The following is a 17,813-nucleotide window of genomic DNA, read 5'->3' as shown; positions in this document are numbered from 1 at the left end:
ATACTGGGGCATGACACGATATTAAGAAATATTGAAATAAGAGAGGATGATAAAGAGAGTAGAGATAGAAATATTATTCTTTATCGTCCCAGCAGACTCAGCGCAATAGTTGGGCGCTGGTTAGCCTGTGCCAGTACAGACTGCGAGGCCTGCTGGATAATGTTATTCTGGGTAAGCGCGGCTGTTTCAGAGGCAAAATCTGTGTCTCTTATGCGGCTGCGGGCATCAGACTGGTTCTCAGAAATATTGGCCTGATTTCTGATAGTGCTTTCCATTCTGTTCTGTAAAGCGCCCAGCGCAGCGCGCTGTGAGTCTACAGCTTGAATAAGCTTGTCCACATTGGCAAGCAGGTTGGTTGCAGTTGATGCAGTACAAAGAGAGAAACGAATGGCACCGCCGCTCTTTACGAGTCCTACAGGGGCTTTTGTATTATCAATATCAGTCTGGTTAAGTTTGGCCTGAAGAGCAATGCCGCTTAAAGTGAACTCATCACCCCAGTTCAGTGACAGGGTGTTGCCAGCATTGGCGCCTACCTGAAACTTCAGTACACCATCAGCAGGAATGAGTGAATTTTCATTGGTATTCTGCTTGTACTTGCCATTGATGACGGTCTGACCAGCAAAGGTGGTCTGCTTGGCAATACGGGTGATTTCCTGGGAAAGCTGGGTTACTTCTTCCTGGAGGGCCTTGCGATCGGCAGCTGAGTTGGTGCCGTTGGCTGACTGGACTGCCAGCACGCGGATGCGCTGGAGCATGTTGGTGGTCTCGTCGAGAGCACCTTCAATAGTCTGGGCAAGGGCAATACCGTCATTGGTGTTGCGGTTGCCCTGATTGAGACCGTTAATCTGGGTTGTGAGGCGGTCTGATATCTGCAGACCGGCGGCGTCATCTTTGGCAGAGTTAATTCTCAGGCCAGATGAGAGGCGCTGATAGGATACATTGAGGTTCAGCGTAGCATTGCTCAGTTTGCGCTGGGCATTAATGCTGCTGACGTTCGTGTTAACGTAAAGTGCCATACGCTATTCTCTCTTTCTCTCTAATTCTCTTTTCCGGAGGAGCTCTGTGAATAAACTCTCTTCGGTAGCATGTATGGCCGGATGGTAAGCGATTTTGTCATCCTGGCAAAAATTGACCATGCAATGCATATGCCACTATAGATAAGATAAAAAGAATGCGTAAAACAGGCTTAAATCCAGTGATCCCGGGGCCTGATGCTGCACGTGGGATCCTGAATTTTCTGCCCTGTGTAAGGTATCTGCTTGCCGCCTTTGGCTGAACTGTTTGCCGGTGTGATTTACTGCGGCAATACAACGGCAAAAGGCGGCAAGTACTCCCGGCATCACAGTCCTTGCCTTTGCTTACTTCTGGCAGCAGGGGCCTTTTCTTTGTTCTGGCACTTCCGGCATCAGGGCCTGCCCTGTGCTCTGATACTGCCGGCATCAAGTACTTTCCTGTGTTCTAATACTCCCGGCATCATGGACTTTACTCTGCTATGACTTTTCGGCTGTATGTGGCCCATGGTCAGGCCGCTCTTTGCGTGAGGTATGACTATTTGCCAGGCCCGGCCGGTGAGGTGCTGGTTGGTCCTCCAAGGTGGGGGCTGACTGGCTGGTTGGCTTTTTGGGCTGGTGGCTGAGTGCATGCTGTTTGTTGGTCTGGTTGTGAGCCATGGGGCGTTTGAAGTGCCGGGGCTGAATGCACAACGCCCCGGACTCGGGGGAGTTCGGGGCGTTGATGGTTGGGTCTGCCGCGCTTTATCAGCTCATCTTGGCTTTGAGGTACTTGCGCAGCTTGTCCAGGGTCTCAAGTGTTCCTTTGGCCTCGTTGAGGAAGAATGCAGGGTGGTGCTGGAAGTACTCAAGCATGTTGAGGATGTAGTTGGCAACGTTGGCGTTGTCGATACACCACTGAACATCATCGGTAGGAGAGAAGTCAGGCTGCAGGGCACGGTAGATGCCGTTATAGCATGCGCCAATGCACAGCTCCTTGTTCATATCGCGCTTGTAGCGGGTGTCGATATGAGGGTAGTTGTTTACATGGCAGCCCTTGAGCATGGTGGTTGCCCAGCTGGCGGAAATCACGCAGATCTGGCCAGGGGTGAAGGTGGCCTCGCGATTTGAGTGCATAAGCAGAGCACTGATATGGTCAAAGCACTGAGCCGGATGAATGTCATTGGAGGAGAAGTCGTACAGGCCGCCTTTCTTGCCACGGGAGGTCATGGCAAAGAAATCACACTGGCTGTAGTACTTGCGATAGCTTGCCAGAATCTGTGGAGATGGCACAGGGAAGCGGGTACTTTTGTACTTATGGAATAAGGATACGCCTATTAATCCTGCAATAAATACAATGGTCTGAATGATTATATGAGCGGCCAGCCCTGTATGCGTCAAGTACAGGACGCCAAAAGAGACGGCATTTATTCCAAGGATGATTAGCACGTAAGACCAGCGCATTTACATTTCTCTCCATGTACAGTTATTTCGCTCAGTAAGCTCAATGCAGGTCTTCAATGGCATCAAGTTTACCCAGGCAGCCGTATGAGGGCTTGTCAGCCGCTTAAACGGTTAAGGCAGGTCTGCCTTGTCAGGTCAGTTCTGTCCTGACTTCACAGGTGAGCGAAACATGGCTTTTAGTATGGGGACCATGGACAGGTCTGGCCACATACATTATCTGGCTTCCTGACAGCAAGGCTGCAGGGTTTATCCGTGTGTAACGGCATTTTATGAATGTACTGCAGTGCCACAGGGCAAAAATAGTATATCTGTTCGTAACGGGCATAGCTGCCCGAATCAGCGATGGAAACTTGATCTGCACAGATCTGCTGAGCAGGTCATCAAATACCCGGTTAATGAGCTGCAACAATATTTATGAGCTTTGAGCCTGTACTGTGGGCGGCTCTTTAAGGACTCAGGCTGACAGCTGCATGACAGCTTTCATTTAAACCTGAAGTCTTGATACATGGCCTTTAAGGCAACAGCTGCACAGACTGCCGCAGTTTGATTATCAGGCTGTATGGCATGTATTAATTGCCATATTACAAACACGAGCTCCCGAGGATATCAGTCTGGTTGTCATAGCTGTCCCAGTAAAAATACGGTTCAGCAGAGGTTTACTGCTTCCTGCCTTATAAGAACTGGTACTCACCACATGTCCAGTCTCCATGGCGGGTATCGCATTTATGCTCAAAACAGAGCCACTTTGCAGTACAGATAACATCGGCACAGTAAACCAGGTGATCGTTGCAGCATACCGGTGTAATGCCTGGCTGTCCAGTTCCTGGCAACTGAAGTGCTGGTTGTGTCACTTATTATCTGTTGTGCAACTGCGGTCAGAGTACCTGCGTCATTTTCAGACTGCTGCTCTTACTGCCTGGCATTTGAACAATACCAGGTACCATGGACCCGGTGCCCTGGATCAGGTGCACTTGATCATGAGCTATGTGCAGCTATAAGAGGCATTTGCCAGGGGCCAGGCTCCCGGCACACGAGATCTTTTCAGGTGAACTGACGATTGCCAGGTTCTGCGACCTTGACTGTCTGTGCCGGAACTGCTGGTTAACCAGAATGCTGCTTTACACGCACTGTCCCGGACAGGCTGAATGTCCTCAGGGTAAATGTTCGGCACTGTATTGTTGCTATTAGCCCTGTATTGGCAAGCCCCTGCATGATGAAAAATGACCTGAATTACGCGTCACATTTTAATGGATGCTATAACTAGGAAGCCTGATAAATCCCTGATGTGCGCCGTTTATCGAAATAATTGTGTTTAAAGGACGTTTTACAAATGTTGATAATAATTATCACTTTGGCCCGGATAGGGCATGAGACGATTGACTAAACAAATGTCTGACCTTGCTTCCGAGCTGCGGGACAGATATGTCTGGGCGGGCTTTTAAGACAGAGAAAAACAGAGTAATGGCACTTACTCACATCATGACTTGGCAGCTTGAGGAACAGCTGTACAGGCCATGTAGAGATGCCGCAGAAAAAGGTAATACTCTCCCGGCACTTCATGCCCTCAACTGCAGGTCAGCAGATGGGCGTTAAGAGCTGAGATTTATAAGTTGGGTCTGGTAGCTGGGAGTTGCGAGTTGGGGACTGGAGGCCTGGAGTTTCGAGTTAAGCATTGGAGCTGAGTGGCGGCACCACTTTGTGGTGCCTGACTGGAATTGCCGCTTTTCCTGGTGTGAAGTCCAAATTGGAACCGCGCGCGGCACATGGTTATCACGTCTTATCCTTGCTTGCCAAGCTTTACCAGGTCTTACCCTGTCAGAAAGGGCCCAGGTAATAATAGCATTGCAAGGGACTGCAGGTCATTTAAGGCATTACAGGATACGTCATGGTGTGGCGTGGCATGGCGTGGCATGGCGTTGAATGGTGAAGCGCGGCACTGCCAGGTTGTTTCGGATTGACGGGCAGAACCATGGTGCTCCGCAAAGGCGTTGAATTGCGGGCCTTAATCAGCGACTTTATGGCCTTCAGGAGTGCGAGAGTGAGGAAGGAGAGGGCAGGGTGATGGCAGTGATGATGGTAAGCTGCCTGGACGTTACATTGCCTGGCTGAGCCAGGCCTGGCTTTGCAGGTTCTGAAAAGCACAACAGCGCCGGGTGGCGCTGCTGTGAGATTGATTTATTGTGACTGGACTTATGGGGTGGGCTTGTCTGGGCTGGGCCTTGCTTATCTGGTTTGGGATTGTCCTGGTTGCCCGGGCTTATGCTGTGGTTTTGCCAGCCGTGATGGCTCCGCGATGGAGTCGGGATAGCTGAGCTGCAGGAGCATCAGGCGCAGCCTAAGGATTGGCCCTGCTCTGCTCATCCTTGGCTGCAGTGCTGTGGGGTTCCAGAGCAGATGCTGCAGTGGACGATGTGTCTGTCACGGATGGCCCTGCGGCGTCAGCTGCAGGGGCGGCGGGCTGCCCTTGGTCGTGTTCGTGACTGTGGCGCAGGCGGCCTTCGATGAGGATCTTTCTGGTGATGAAGTTAAAGACCATGACCACAGCTGTGGCAAAGAGCTTACCTGTGATGTAGCTGATAGCCAGAACCTCTACGCTTACCCACATAATGCCGTTGTTGATTAACAGACCGCATACGGCCAGTACGAAGAACAGTACTACCTCAAGGGCACTGCGGGTACGGGTTCTTGTGACATTCTTGCGGGCTGTGAATACCCAGGCAATGCTCAGTATGTAGTTGACTATTACTGATGCAATAAAGGATATGGTTGCCGAGGTCAGATAGTTCAGACCGACATATTCGGTCAGCACCAGCAGTAAAGTGAAGTCGATAACAAAGGAAAGACCGCCTACTACGGCAAAGCGCATAATCTGACGGAACAGCTTGCTGTTATGGGGTTTACTGGTCATCAAATCACCCGAAAGATAATTGTCCTGAAAAACATCAGCCTCTGAGATCTTATAGCCTCACAGGTCCGGCATCGGCAGCCTGCCCAGGGACAGATCTGCACTGGTGGAGGGAAAGCTCAGGTCGTACTGTGTGAGGGCCGAGATAAGGTCCTGATTATGGAATCAGTATCTGCTGCCTGATAAAACGGAAAAAGCATTCCTGCCGTCCGTATTAAGGCTTAATTTAAGCAAGTGAACAGGAGCTCAGGTCGATATCATGCCTGAAAACAGCCTTTCATTCCAGTCATACGCAAAAGATAAGCGTCCTGTCATGACGCTGCACCCTGCGCAGGTGTCACGCTGACCTTTACCTCACCCACTGGGCGGTTAAAGTCGCCGCAACAGACCGGGAAACATGCTTTGCTCACATGGGAGCATGCATTTATGCCCGCAGCCCGCCTGCATTCATGACTGGCTGCATGGCAAATAACATTGCCGGCCGCCATGCTGTGTCGTTGCCGGTGCAGCCTCAGCTCGGGGCCATCAGCGTAGTCAGAGGTCAATGCCATGGCAAAAGCTCAATAGCTTATCCATTGACTATGCTGTCCTGTCCGCTGTTTACCAGCCAGCCAGTACAGCCCCCTGCCTGCACCGGAAGCAGTACTGCGGCGTGTCAGGCAGTTTGCCGCTAAAAGCCACCCTGTAACAGTGGCAGCAGCGGAAGGGATAAGAGGTTTGGTGAATCGTGCCAGTGACCGCCTTTCTGCGGAGCATGGTTGATACCCTTTAGTTTGCTGTATGCAAGCTTTTGGTACTCCTGTCCGTTACCGCCTCAGTCACTCAGTCATTCAAGCAGGCATCAAGCAGGGCAGTGGCCCATGCATCCAGACAGCTGTCAAGCCAGTCACCCAGCAAGTCAGCTGCTCAACCCATGGCGCAGGGCAAATTCAAAGGGACTTTATCCCTGGGACTTTGGCGTCAGTGTTCTTTGACTATTGCCTGGCAGGCCTCTGCCGGGTCAAGAATCCGAATAAAGTGCCGGCCGGGTGCGAGGACGCGGAAGGTGAGCGTGCTGCGGGCTGCGCGCTGCGGGATGCCCGCGCTGCAGGGTGCGTGTGGTTGGGGGAGGGCGGGACTTTTTTGGTAAAATAGGCGCCTTGATTTTATTCTGGGTCAGAGGCGCGTATGAACGGTTTTGATGGCGACAAGGAAAATTGGCAGTGGCCTGATGATGGTGACTTCGATATTAAAGATGCTGCCGATTCCAGGTACTTCGATGAGCTGGCTTCATATCAGCAATATGACCATCCTCCAACTGAAGCACGCTGGACTGGCCGCAGCGTTCCTGTTGAATGCATTATGGATGTGATCCTGCCCGTAACGAGCAGCAGCAGAAAGGACGACTTTTACTCTCTGGCCGCCAGCATAATCAATGGCAGTCTCTACAGCTGGGGTAATCTTAAGCTCCTTGATACTCGCTACTGCAGGTTTGTTACCGTGGGGCTGATACCTGAGTATGACTACGCCTATCTGACAGCCATGATTATGGGATGTTATGTGCTGACGGAAAACGGCGTGCTGGTTGATGAAAAGGGCAGGACCTTTGCTGAGGCATTTGCGGGCTTTAATCAAATAGAAGAGCTCTTTGACAGGTGTGAACCTTACTTTGGCTACTCCTGCGGCTTTTTCTATCTTAAGGGACTGTGGTACTTCCTGACCGGAGCCGACAGCCTTGCCCTGCATGCCTTTACTGTTGCCCGTGGTTACTTCCGTGCCGATTTTATGGTCTTCAAGTGTTACGAACGTTACACTGAACAACAAAACAGAGCCATGAAAAAGCTGAAGGAGCAGAAGCTGGTATTCCCGCAAAGCTTTGGCGCTACTCCTGAAGTATGTTCCAGACTTTTTACTCTGGCAAATTCTCTTATGCCTGATATTGCCGCTGCTGCGTCAACTCCATCTGGTCAGTGTCTTACCCGTCATGATCTGGTCAGCAGCTTTGACGAGCTGGTAAAACCTGATGTCAAAGCATGTATTAATGCAGCTGCTGCCGGAGGCTTCAGCAACAGCCGCACCCCGGTTGCAAAGGGAACAGCTGCGGCCAGAGCAAGTAATATTATGCTCAGCCTCCAGCAGCATCTCAATCAGTGGCTTGCCCAGTTCTGCCCTTTCGTTCAGATGCATCAGGTATCAGGATCATTTGTCTCAGGTGGTCAGGCTGCCAGCACCCGTCTTGACTCCCCTGTGTGCTTTAAGCTCCTGCCATGGAAGCCCGGAACACCATTAACTGTTCTTAATGAGCCTTTTGCCGACAATCGCATTGACAGTATTGAAAATAAGGTTGTCACTGAAAATCAGTCGCTTTCCTGGAGTAATGCTCTGCGCCTTGTTATTGCAAGGCGCTTTGCCCACATCGTTAATGCCGCCCTTTCAGATGTTATTACTCTGCAAGTCAGTGATGATGACTTTGCTGATAAGGAGGTATCAAAGGCTGTTGCTCCTGAGGGTATGCTGCGTTGCAGTTTTGAACAGTATGAGCAGTTCAAAACTAAAAATACCAGCCTCGAACAAAAGGTAAAAGTTCCGGCCAGAAGCAGGCCAGAAAGTGCCCTCCCGGAGACCTCTTATAATTACCTGTACCTTGAACGTTGTGGCCCTCAGTACAACAGGCATAACTATCACAAGCGCAATAGTGATGTCAGTTTTTACGGCCGGTTGCCAGGTGCCCAGGATGTTATTAAAGCTGCCGGCAAAAGGGAGACTGATCTATACAGGATTATTGCCTGGTATGAGCTTCATGGACAATTTCACAGGATCGCTGTCAGCCAAGAATCTCTTAATGAATACCAGATGCTCTATGACTCTAATCCTGGGGCACGAGTATCCCTGCTCAGGGCTGTCTACTGGGATTTACCAGAGATCGCCAGCCGTTATCCTGACGCCCCCACTGTGCGCGAGGCGATCACAAAATGTCTTAAAGTAAGGCAGTATGAGGAGGAAGCCCAGAAAAGCTGTCCTTTTGGCACTCTGACCGATGGTGAGATGCCATTTTGTTCGCCTGATTTTTCACTTTATGCCATGGTTCGCTATTTCTGCGACCAGGGCAAATATGACGAAATCGACCCTGACAGACAGAGTATTGCTGCCCTTTTGGAAGACGAAAGATATCTTGAAAACGATGTCATTATTTATGACATCCCTGAATACGATATAAAAATACGCGGCTTTGGCAGTCGCACTGTCAGGGAGCTGGTCAGAAAATTCCGTGTCAATGACGGGACTCAAAACCAGGGCTGTGGTGATCTTGACCAGAGAGTCAAGGTGCGTGACAGGGGTATGAGTTACGACAATATGACCCTTCCGGTAACACGTTATCCTGGAGCCCCTTATGTACTGAGCATGCATGAAGAGCTGCAGTGGCGTACCTCCGGCAACGCTCTTGCGCTTAAAGCTGGCAGGCGCGTATACAGTGACGCTGCCGTGATGGACTGGCTCAATATGCTCATATTGCGCTATCACAGCTGGCGTCTTAACTTCCCTGAAGATGTTATGTGCCCAAGGCGCATCAACCCTCGTTCATGGTCCAGCCCGCTGGCTGCAGCCCTGCAGATTGAGGCCATGAGCAGCCTGTTACCAGTTGATTCAGCTCAGCTGCTGTACATACTGCATCCTTACCATCAGCAGATTGCCTGGCAGGCAGGTTTAAGCCTGCATTATGTGGTGATAGAGTTCAATCAGCCTCTGGCTGATGATTCTGGCCTTACTCCAGGCATGGCCATTAAGAGCAGCACAGCCGGCAAAGCAGCGAGCAAAGCAGCAGGCAAGACAGATGGCAAGACAGTGGGCAAAACTGGCCGTATGGTACTGCCTGATGAGCTGCTCATGCTCATCAGAGCCCTGCAGTCCGATCTGCCAGCCCAGCCTCTCGACTATGACTCCGCCAGCCCGGCTCGCGCTGCCAGTGGCAAGACCACAGACTCAAAGGACGGCACTGCCGGCAAGGCAGCCGCCAGATCCACTGGAGCAGCCGGAGACGGCAAGGCAGGCCATGACTGCCGTGCTGCTGCCATTGATCTGCGCTTTAACCGTCCGGTGCTGGCCTCGGAGCGTAAGACCCTTGGTGAGGTAAACAGCAACAGCAGTCATGATCTGTCCGCCCTCTATCTGGGCTGGACTCAGACTGATCGCTCCCTGATAGTGGACTTTCTGGTCTATGACTATGACAGCTTTGCCTATATTGCTGATCAGTGGTCACGCCTTGGCCGTCTGGACAGCCTTAACATCAAACGCATTACCATGTGCGCCCTGTCAGGCTGCGCTACTCCTCACTTCCTCTACGGACCAGAGGCCGGCCGCCTGAGCAACTCAGCTCCGGCCTGTGCTCCGGATGCTTACCCAGCTGCTGACGCAGCTGACAGCTCCATGGGCAATGCCCCACTGAGCCCGTCTGGCCGTGCTGCATACAGCGCAGCTGCTGGCGCTGCCTCTGGCAGCGCTGCAGACAGTGGCAGGAGCTCAGGACGACTGAGCCTCAGACCACGCTCAGGTGGCAATACCGGCCTGGTAGGCATTGCCGGTATTGGCTCATGGCGAGAGGATGACAGAGACCGTAAGGCAGCCACCAGTGGCAAGTCCAGATCCCGGACAGCCTCTGCCTCAGCATCATCTTCGTTTGCAGCATCTCAAACAGCTACGGGCAAGTCCGGCACCCGCCAGGGCAGAAACAGCCGTTCTGAAGGTGCCAGCGCTATCTCAGGCGGCTTGAATGCTGCTGCCGGCAGCAGGCTCAATACAAAGGATTACCCGGCAACTTCCGGATCAGACACAGCTGCCCGGGCCTCAGCCGCCGGGTCTGGAGCAGGAAGTCTTTCAGGCATCGCCTTCTGGGCAGACACACTGGCCTCAGCCTGTGGTGCAGACATGGCAGGCTCCCCTGACTCCGCTTGTGCCCCTGCTTCGTCAACAGCATCATCACCAGCTTCATCCGGGGATATGCCATCGGCTGAAGACCTGCTCAATATGAGCTTTGACCTGACCCCTGTAGTTCATACTGATTATGAGGCTATGGGGCTCTTTGGCAGCCCGGCTGCTGCCTCATCCCCAGGCCCCGACGCTCCGGCATCTGCCTCCAAACGGTCAGCCACAGCCAGGAGTACCGCCACTGGAAAGGCTGCGTCAGCGTCTGCTGATAAAACAGGATCTGCAGCCTCTGCTGCAGACACAGGTGCAGCCCCATCAGGCACGAGGAGCCGATCAGGAAAGAGGGCCGCCAGCACCACCAGAACTGCCAGGACGACCAGGACTGCCAGGACCAAAGCAACCGCAGCCGCCTCAGATGCGGCAGATAATGATTAAGCAGCGGCATCTGCTGCCGTCACGGTAGTCGCTGGCATAGGTGCTGCCTAAAAACAGGCCCGCACCAGACCAGGGAGCGCCTCAGGTCTCAGGGGCCTTACTGCTCGCGCACCACAGTCCCTTTACAACTGGTACCAGACTGACCAGTAATTAAGGGCAGCGGGGCACGTCAGGCCATATTCAGCCACGGTTGCGGCGTGACCGTTATTTGTCTCTCACCGTCTGCCGTCATCAGCCGTAACTCAGTCCACCGACTGACACGCGCTGTGCCCAGCCTTGCAGCAGGGGTCATCACCCGCATGGATGCCTGACTGATACTCAGGCTAGCAATTGGGGCTGACCTTAACATGCAGCCATTCATCCGTGCATCCATGCCTGCTCTGGCTAACGCTACGACTCGAGATTCAACTCTCAAGTCATCCAGCCTGGCTGGTTTGCTGGCGCGCCAGCCGTGACCTGTTTCTCTACAGCTGTCCGGTTCCCATATGTCATGCGGCCTGGCTTCAACAGGGCAAGCATATTCGTCCTTCTTGAAACTGACCTTGTTAATGCTGCTGGACAGCTGAGCAGTCAGCCCCAGTCGGTATTATTGCTATCTGAGCACAATGCATACTGGGCGGCAAAGAGCCTGCTGCCAGGGGCCGGTGCCATGAAAACTATGGTTACAGGCAATGCTTTTAGCAAGGCAAAGGCAGCCTGCACCATGCAGCACGCGGCAAGCATCATGCGTCCCTCAGCATGATGCAAGGCTGTCAGGCAGGAAGCCTGTCATCCCTGGAAGGAAATCAGCCGCAGTAGCTGTATTGCTGAACCTGGCACTGTCAGCGCATGACAGTTCAAGGCAGCGCAGCGCATGGCATGTCTGATAAGCGCAGGTATGGCAGGCAGGCTGAGCAGGGGTGGACTGGCAGGGTTTGGCGGGAGCTGCAGCCTTGGCGGCAGTGCACTTTTTCAAGGCACGCCCGTGAGGAAGCTAACTGGGCTTTTAGTGGGATTTGGTGGGGTGCAGGGCGCTCGTTTTGTGCTATTTTACGCAGCTCACTCAGGACTATGGCGGAGAGTGCAGGACTGACTGCGCTCCTTTACACCCGGGGCAGGAGGCCTTTTATGCGCCAAAGTGTGGCATATTGCTGTCCTTTTCCTTACAATTAGCAGACTGAGTTTTAATATGATGGGAAATCACCGCAGTTTTTTTATTGCTGTGGATATGACTTTCCTCACTCGGTACTTAAAGTGCGCTTATGTCACCTGAAAGTACCATTTTTTTAAGACTGGCCTGATGGCATTCGTTGATGCCTGCTCCATAATGGAGCCAGGTCATTAATGCATTGTTATCAGTAAACAGGTAAACCAGTCTTTTCTTCGCCGATGCGGAGCATATGCTCCTGCCGCGTACGGTATTAATGCCATAATGTCGCAATGCTGTTTTGCAGCTGTGTTGCATTTGAGCCCCGGATGGCCATCACAGGCCATCGGACCCTGGCACCAGTGCCACAGCCTGCCCTGCGGGGCTGTCCTGCAGTTAGCTGCGGGTTAAGCTGTTAACTGCGCAGCTGAGCTGACCCAGGACTGCACAGGAACTGGGCCTGGGCCTGGGCCTGTCCAGATTCCCAGCATCGGGCACCTGGTAACAGGGCTGTGGTCACAGTACTGTGGTCACTGGGCTGCGGGGCCTGGTATCAGGCATTGGGCTTTTTGCTTTCAGACGGGCAGGGGCAGGGCCATATGGCCTCAAGCTGCTGCGGTCGGCATTAAAGGCATCACTGACAGCTGACAGGTTCAGCTTTTGTACAGAATAACAACAGAGGTCTCTCCTGAAATTTAGAGCCTCTGCAACAATCAGTTCAACTCAGACAGGACGTAAGCCCTTGTCTGTCCACGGCACGGGCAGCCTCAACATGGCTGTCAGCGCACTGTCATGCCCTGCAGGCATGGACAGATACTGCGCTGTCGGTCCCTTGCGGCCTGAGTGCGTGCTCAACGTCAGAACTTTCTTGGACTATCCGGAGATATCAGAGTGAAAGGCAGGTATGATGAGCGCTTTGGTGCTCAGCGCTCTTCTCGAAGCAGCGCTGCTTCTGCACGCCTGACTTTTCCGCGCGGACAGCCAGCCTGGCCGACAACCACCGATACCTGGTCCACAGGTGACAGCCAGCTGGCCCGCCGCGATGAAATCGCTGCTGCTGCCGAGGCTGCCTCACGCGATCAGTATGCTTCTGACCACTCCTATTCTTCAGCTCAGGATTCCTCTGACTCCATGGCAACAGGCACTGGAGACAGCAGTTCCATGGGCATGAATTCCTCATCCTATTCATCCTCATCAGCATCATCAGCCGATTCCTCCTCAGCATTAAGCGCCGATCAGAGTTCCAGCCTTAAGGACAATGGTATTCAGTCCTTTAGCACTGGCAGTGGTCCGTCCTTCATCTCTCTTGATGATGAAAGGTCCGCCGGGGGCGAAGGTGGCAGCTGGGGTGAGGAGTCACAGGCAGCCGATCTGGCCTCATTTATGGCCGCACACCGTGCCGGCAAGATCCCGGCCCCAGGTGACTCTTATGGTCGCAGCTCACAGTACGAAGAGCCGCAGCGCGATGAGGTTATCCCCGCACCCCTAATTGAAATGGTGGCTACCATTCCACCATCATCACCTCACAGAGCCCTGGTAACCCGCGCCCCACGTACACCTGAAGATGACGACCAGAGCATGATGCGTGATCTCAATGACCCAGAAGGTCAGGATGACGCAAGCTCTGCTCCAGCAGCTCAGGAACGTTCACCTGTAGAACCGGACCAGCCTCAGAGAGCTACTGTTACCAAGGCTGCTGACTTTGCCGCCAAGGTACACTCCCAGCTCCAGCAGGTACAGCAGGCCGCCGTGGCTGCAGCCCGTGCTGCTCAGTCAGGTATGCCAGCTTCACAAAGTGCTGCCGAGCTGGCTGCCCTGGCCGCAGCCACCTCAAACAGAGGACCTCTGGGCTCATCTGGTGACGATGATGGCGCTGAGGCTGCTGCCTATCTTATTGCTGCCGCTACCGGCCGCTCCATGAGCCAGCCTCAGCCACGTCAGCAGGAACCTGCTCCTCAGGCCCCGGCCCGTCCAGCTGTCTCGCTTGAGTCTCTGGGACCGCTTATCAGCCTCAAGGCCCGTATGCTTGAGGAATACTTCTGTCACAACATTACCGGCAATGATGCCCTGATCGTAGACATGCAGCTCAATGGTCAGCATCTGCCAGTAGTGATAGTAAACCCTCAGTATGGCGTACTCATTCTGGAGCTTTACTACCATGGTGCTGAGGAGTTGATGCGCAACAGCCAGCTCGTGCACCAGCACAAGAAGCACTGTATGCAGCTGCGTGAGCAGTTTGCCCGCACCTACAGCGAACGTGGCAACGAATTTTCCCGTGAGGACGTGAAGCAGGTAACTTACGTGCTTCAGTGCTACGAGAATCTCAATGCTCAGGAAGTGGCCCGTATCTTCCCTTCCCAGAGCATTCAGACCTCGCGTGCCGGAGGCAATACCTCCAGTATCTTTACCCGCTGGCCGCCATCAGGCCTTACTCAGCGTCTGCATGGCTACATGGATCAGCATTTCATCAACGTATGGAATGCCAAAAAGCCAGGCGATCACATGACCACCTGGCTCTCAGGCGCCCAGAATGTACCTTTCTTCCTGGCCCGCGCTCCAAGGGAGAACAGCCTCTTTGAAAGTCTGGGGCTGCCACCGCTTGACCGAGCCCAGCGTGAAATTTCAGTGCTGCTCAACCAGCGCCGTACGCTCAGTGGCCAGTTCTGCAAGTTCTCACGTCCAATGCCAGAGCACGTTATCCGTGCCCGCAATCCGCTACCCGGCAACACTCAGGGCCAGGCCCATGGCCAGCAGATGGCAGGCGGCAACCGCCCTCAGGCCCAGATGGCACTGCAGGGACACCCAGGACAGGGCCAGCAGCGAGCTGCTCAGGGCCGTACCGGCCTTGGTCAGGGGCCACTGCCAGGCCAGCAGGGCCGTCAGATCATGCCTCAGGCTCAGGGCCAGCATCTGCAGGGTATGCAAGGACAGCAGGCTCAGCAGGGCCAGCAACAGGCACGCCGCCCACAGGGCCAGTCAGGTCAGCCAATGCAGCAGGGCTCCCGTCCAGGCCGCATGATCAATACCCAGCCTGTGCCACAGCCATCACAGGGCAATATGGGACAGCGCCCACAGGGGCAGCCAAACCAGGGGCAAGGTCAGGGCATGCGTCCTGGCAGCGGCACTGCTGGCCGCCCTGGCCAGTCAGGCTCATCTCAGGGCTCTGGCAACCGTGGCAATGTCTCCCGCAGCCAGCAGCTGCTTAACGCTGCCGGCATGGGCCAGCGTGCTCCAACCATTGGAGCCCGCTCACCCGCCCAGGGCCAGGGCACGGGCCAGCAACAAGGCCAGCAACAGGCCCAGCAGGTCCAGCGTGCACAGGGAGGTCAGGGCAGCCAGGGAGGCCAGGCGCGCCCTGGAAAAGGCCAGAACCCAAATCAGGCTAACGCCCAGGGCGGCAATGCTCAGCCAAGACCACAGGGGCAAGGCCAAAGCCAGGCCCGTCCAGGCGGTCAGTCAGGCTCAGCCCAGCAGCAGCGTCGCCCTCAGCAGGGTAACCGCCGCTGATGCTCCCGGCCATGCAGGACCTGCCACAAAAAGCACCCTCAGGGGTGCTTTTTTGTGCCCGGAATTTGGACCTGTATCGCGCAAGGTGTTTAAGTTTCGATGGGTACCCGACAGGGGGCGAAATCGAGAATGCTCTATTTGAAAGGTACTGTGGGATGCTGCCATAACTTGTAGATGCTTGCCAGTACGTGGCCGAATGAGCAAAACAGAGCAATGTGCATAAAGCTTTGTGCAGTGAAAACTCCAGCTCTTGACTAACTGCTCCACCATCTGCACATGCTCTATGAGGAGTCCTGAGCTCTTTTGCTTGAGCATGCTGGCTTATGTATGTCCTTGACGAAAGGTTCAGGCAGGCGGAAAGACAGATAAAGGTTCAGCAAATGGTCGATATTGGGAGCAGTGTTCATTGGTATTTTGGGACACGGTTAGTTTGATGAATTTAGATGGGGCGACATTTAATTCATGCTGAAATTTTGATCAAAAATCCCGGAGCAATGCACTTTCTGTACACTTCTTGTCGTATCTATATTCTTGTATGAACTGCATCTTTTGCAGTTTAAATTCTGTGTAATCTAAATTATGCATAGAGGCAATGAAATAACGTTAAAGTGTATAAGCACAACATTTACAGACTTCTTGAGTCTCGCTATATATGATGGAGAAACACTATGGCTGTATACGTAAATACCAATGTGAGCTCACTTAATGGCCGCAGATATCTGAACAACGTTCAAAACCAATTGACAACCACCTATCAGAGACTCTCTTCTGGCTTAAGAATCAACTCCGCCAAGGACGATGCAGCAGGTTTACAAATCTCCAGCCGTTTAACTACCCAGATAAATGGCCTGAATCAGGGTAACCGCAATGCCTCTGACGGTATTGCTCTGGCCCAGACCATTGAAGGTGCCATGGACGAAATGACTGGCATGCTCCAGAAGATTCGTACCCTTGCAGTACAGGCCTCAAACGGCACCAACACAGAAGCTGATCGTAAAGCTCTGGATACCGAGGCCACTGCCCTCGTAGCCGAGATTGACCGTATTGCCGGTCAGACCAGATTTGGTGGAGCACTTGTCCTCGACGGCTCCAAGCAGACCGGACTGCTCGTTGGTGACAAGGTTTCAACTGGCCAGCTCACCCTGCAGGTTGGTGCCAATAAGGGCGATACCATTTCTTTTGACGTTGCTAATGCCCACTTCTCCAAGCTCATGGAGCTGGCCGGTCTGAAAGACAAAAAGTTTGATAACGTAGACTTCTTCGACGCCACAAAGAAGCTGCTTTTATCAACTGCAGCTGGTGCCCAGGCGGTTATCGGCGCCATGGATAAGATGATTGGTGCACTTGACGGTCAGCGTGCCGGACTAGGTGCAATCCAGAACAGATTGGAGAGTTCGATCCGCAACCAGGCAAACGTTTCCGCCAACCAGGCTGATGCCCGCAGCAGAATTCGTGACGCTGACTTCGCAGAAGAATCAGCCAATCTGTCACAGCAGTCCATTATTCAGCAGGCTGCTACCTCCATGCTGATGCAGGCTAACACCCGTCCTCAGCTGGGTCTGTCCCTGTTAGGATAAGAGCAATCACAGCATAAGGCGGTACAGAGCAGCTGATGCAGTCAGAGCTTTGCGCCCTCTATGCTCTCAGCATGGGCTCCGAGTTGCAGACATACTTTGGAATAAAGCCTATCGGGCAAAAAGCACCCTAAGGGGTGCTTTTTTGTGCCCGGAATTTGAAATCGGACCGTGCATGGAGTTCAAGTTTTCGATTGGTACCTGACAGGGGTCGAGGTGTTGAGGCCTCCAGGTTTGAAGCGGTGTTGCTGGTTTGTGCAGGTCCGGAGTAAAACGGCATGAAAACGCCTTATATGCTGTCTTACTGGCTGTAAGGTGGCATCAAAGGCGCACTCGTTAAGCCGCTTAAGGCTTATAACGACCTGACAGGTAGACATGAACTTCATAAATCCGCTCCTCCCTCTCTATTTGGCTCGGTGAAGCACGCAGGGAAGAATATGGGCATGTCTGGGTTCGCGACGGCTTAAGGAGAGTCTGATGTGCGTCACACGGCCATGGCGGTACCTTAACTCGGCTTATGAAGTACGCAGTTACGGCTTTGGCGGGGGAAGTAAGCAGTGTTCTTAATGAGCTGCGAGCACAGAAAATTTAAATTAGTCATTAGCAACTAATAAAACTAAATTCCCTTAAATATCAGGCTAACAGAGGAATTCATAGGCTGTAATGCTGTATCTATACGAGCCTGTTTTTCGCATCTGTTTAAGATTATATTTTGTGTAATCTGAATTACACACTTGTCATAGCGAAAAGTCGTTAAGCTTAATAAGGGCCCGTGTTTCAGGGGCTTTATTACTATTTCACATACATGATGGGGAGAACACTATGGCTGTATACGTCAATACGAATATAAGCTCTCTGAACGGCCGCAGATATCTGAATAATGTGCAGAATCAGCTCACTACAACCTACCA

Annotated in this window: 6 protein-coding genes; 3 read left to right on the top strand and 3 right to left on the bottom strand. The window is 53.1% G+C overall.

Translation table 11 applies throughout. The annotated features are described in order from the left end of the window. Window positions 1-80: 80 nt before the first annotated feature. From MXE39_RS07585 to MXE39_RS07575, 3 genes are all read right to left on the bottom strand, one after another. On the bottom strand, window positions 81-1,016 hold the full coding sequence (locus tag MXE39_RS07585; protein ID WP_246977986.1) for a flagellin: 936 nt from the start codon (window positions 1,014-1,016) through the stop codon (window positions 81-83). Between the two features lie 741 nt (window positions 1,017-1,757). After that, window positions 1,758-2,282, bottom strand: coding sequence for a hypothetical protein (locus tag MXE39_RS07580; RefSeq protein ID WP_246977985.1), 525 nt, complete (start codon window positions 2,280-2,282; stop codon window positions 1,758-1,760). 2,506 nt (window positions 2,283-4,788) lie between these two features. Then, the gene (locus MXE39_RS07575) at window positions 4,789-5,361 is read right to left on the bottom strand and encodes a GtrA family protein (protein ID WP_246977984.1); all 573 of its coding nucleotides are present in this window, start codon (window positions 5,359-5,361) and stop codon (window positions 4,789-4,791) included. 1,164 nt (window positions 5,362-6,525) lie between these two features. On the opposite strand from MXE39_RS07575, the gene MXE39_RS07570 reads away from it, so the two are divergent. From MXE39_RS07570 to MXE39_RS07560, 3 genes are all read left to right on the top strand, one after another. Further along, the gene (locus MXE39_RS07570; RefSeq protein WP_246977983.1) at window positions 6,526-10,695 is read left to right on the top strand and encodes a hypothetical protein; all 4,170 of its coding nucleotides are present in this window, start codon (window positions 6,526-6,528) and stop codon (window positions 10,693-10,695) included. A 2,017-nt stretch (window positions 10,696-12,712) separates the two neighbouring features. Beyond that, window positions 12,713-15,328, top strand: a complete 2,616-nt coding sequence (locus MXE39_RS07565) for a hypothetical protein (protein WP_246977982.1) — start codon at window positions 12,713-12,715, stop codon at window positions 15,326-15,328. Window positions 15,329-15,996: 668 nt separating this feature from the next. Continuing rightward, window positions 15,997-16,905 (top strand): flagellin, encoded by a 909-nt coding sequence (locus MXE39_RS07560; RefSeq protein ID WP_246977981.1) that lies wholly within the window; start codon window positions 15,997-15,999, stop codon window positions 16,903-16,905. Window positions 16,906-17,813: the final 908 nt, after the last annotated feature.

The organism is Anaerobiospirillum sp. NML120511, assembly GCF_023050955.1.
Taxonomy (GTDB): Bacteria; Pseudomonadota; Gammaproteobacteria; order Enterobacterales; family Succinivibrionaceae; genus Anaerobiospirillum.
This window is presented reverse-complemented; position numbering and strand designations above follow the sequence as displayed.

Coding starts and splice junctions, on each gene's coding strand:
- MXE39_RS07585 (WP_246977986.1), bottom strand. CDS start 1,016: ATGGCACTTTACGTTAACACGAACGTCAGCAGCATTAATGCCCAGCGC.
- MXE39_RS07575 (WP_246977984.1), bottom strand. CDS start 5,361: ATGACCAGTAAACCCCATAACAGCAAGCTGTTCCGTCAGATTATGCGC.
- MXE39_RS07570 (WP_246977983.1), top strand. CDS start 6,526: ATGAACGGTTTTGATGGCGACAAGGAAAATTGGCAGTGGCCTGATGAT.
- MXE39_RS07560 (WP_246977981.1), top strand. CDS start 15,997: ATGGCTGTATACGTAAATACCAATGTGAGCTCACTTAATGGCCGCAGA.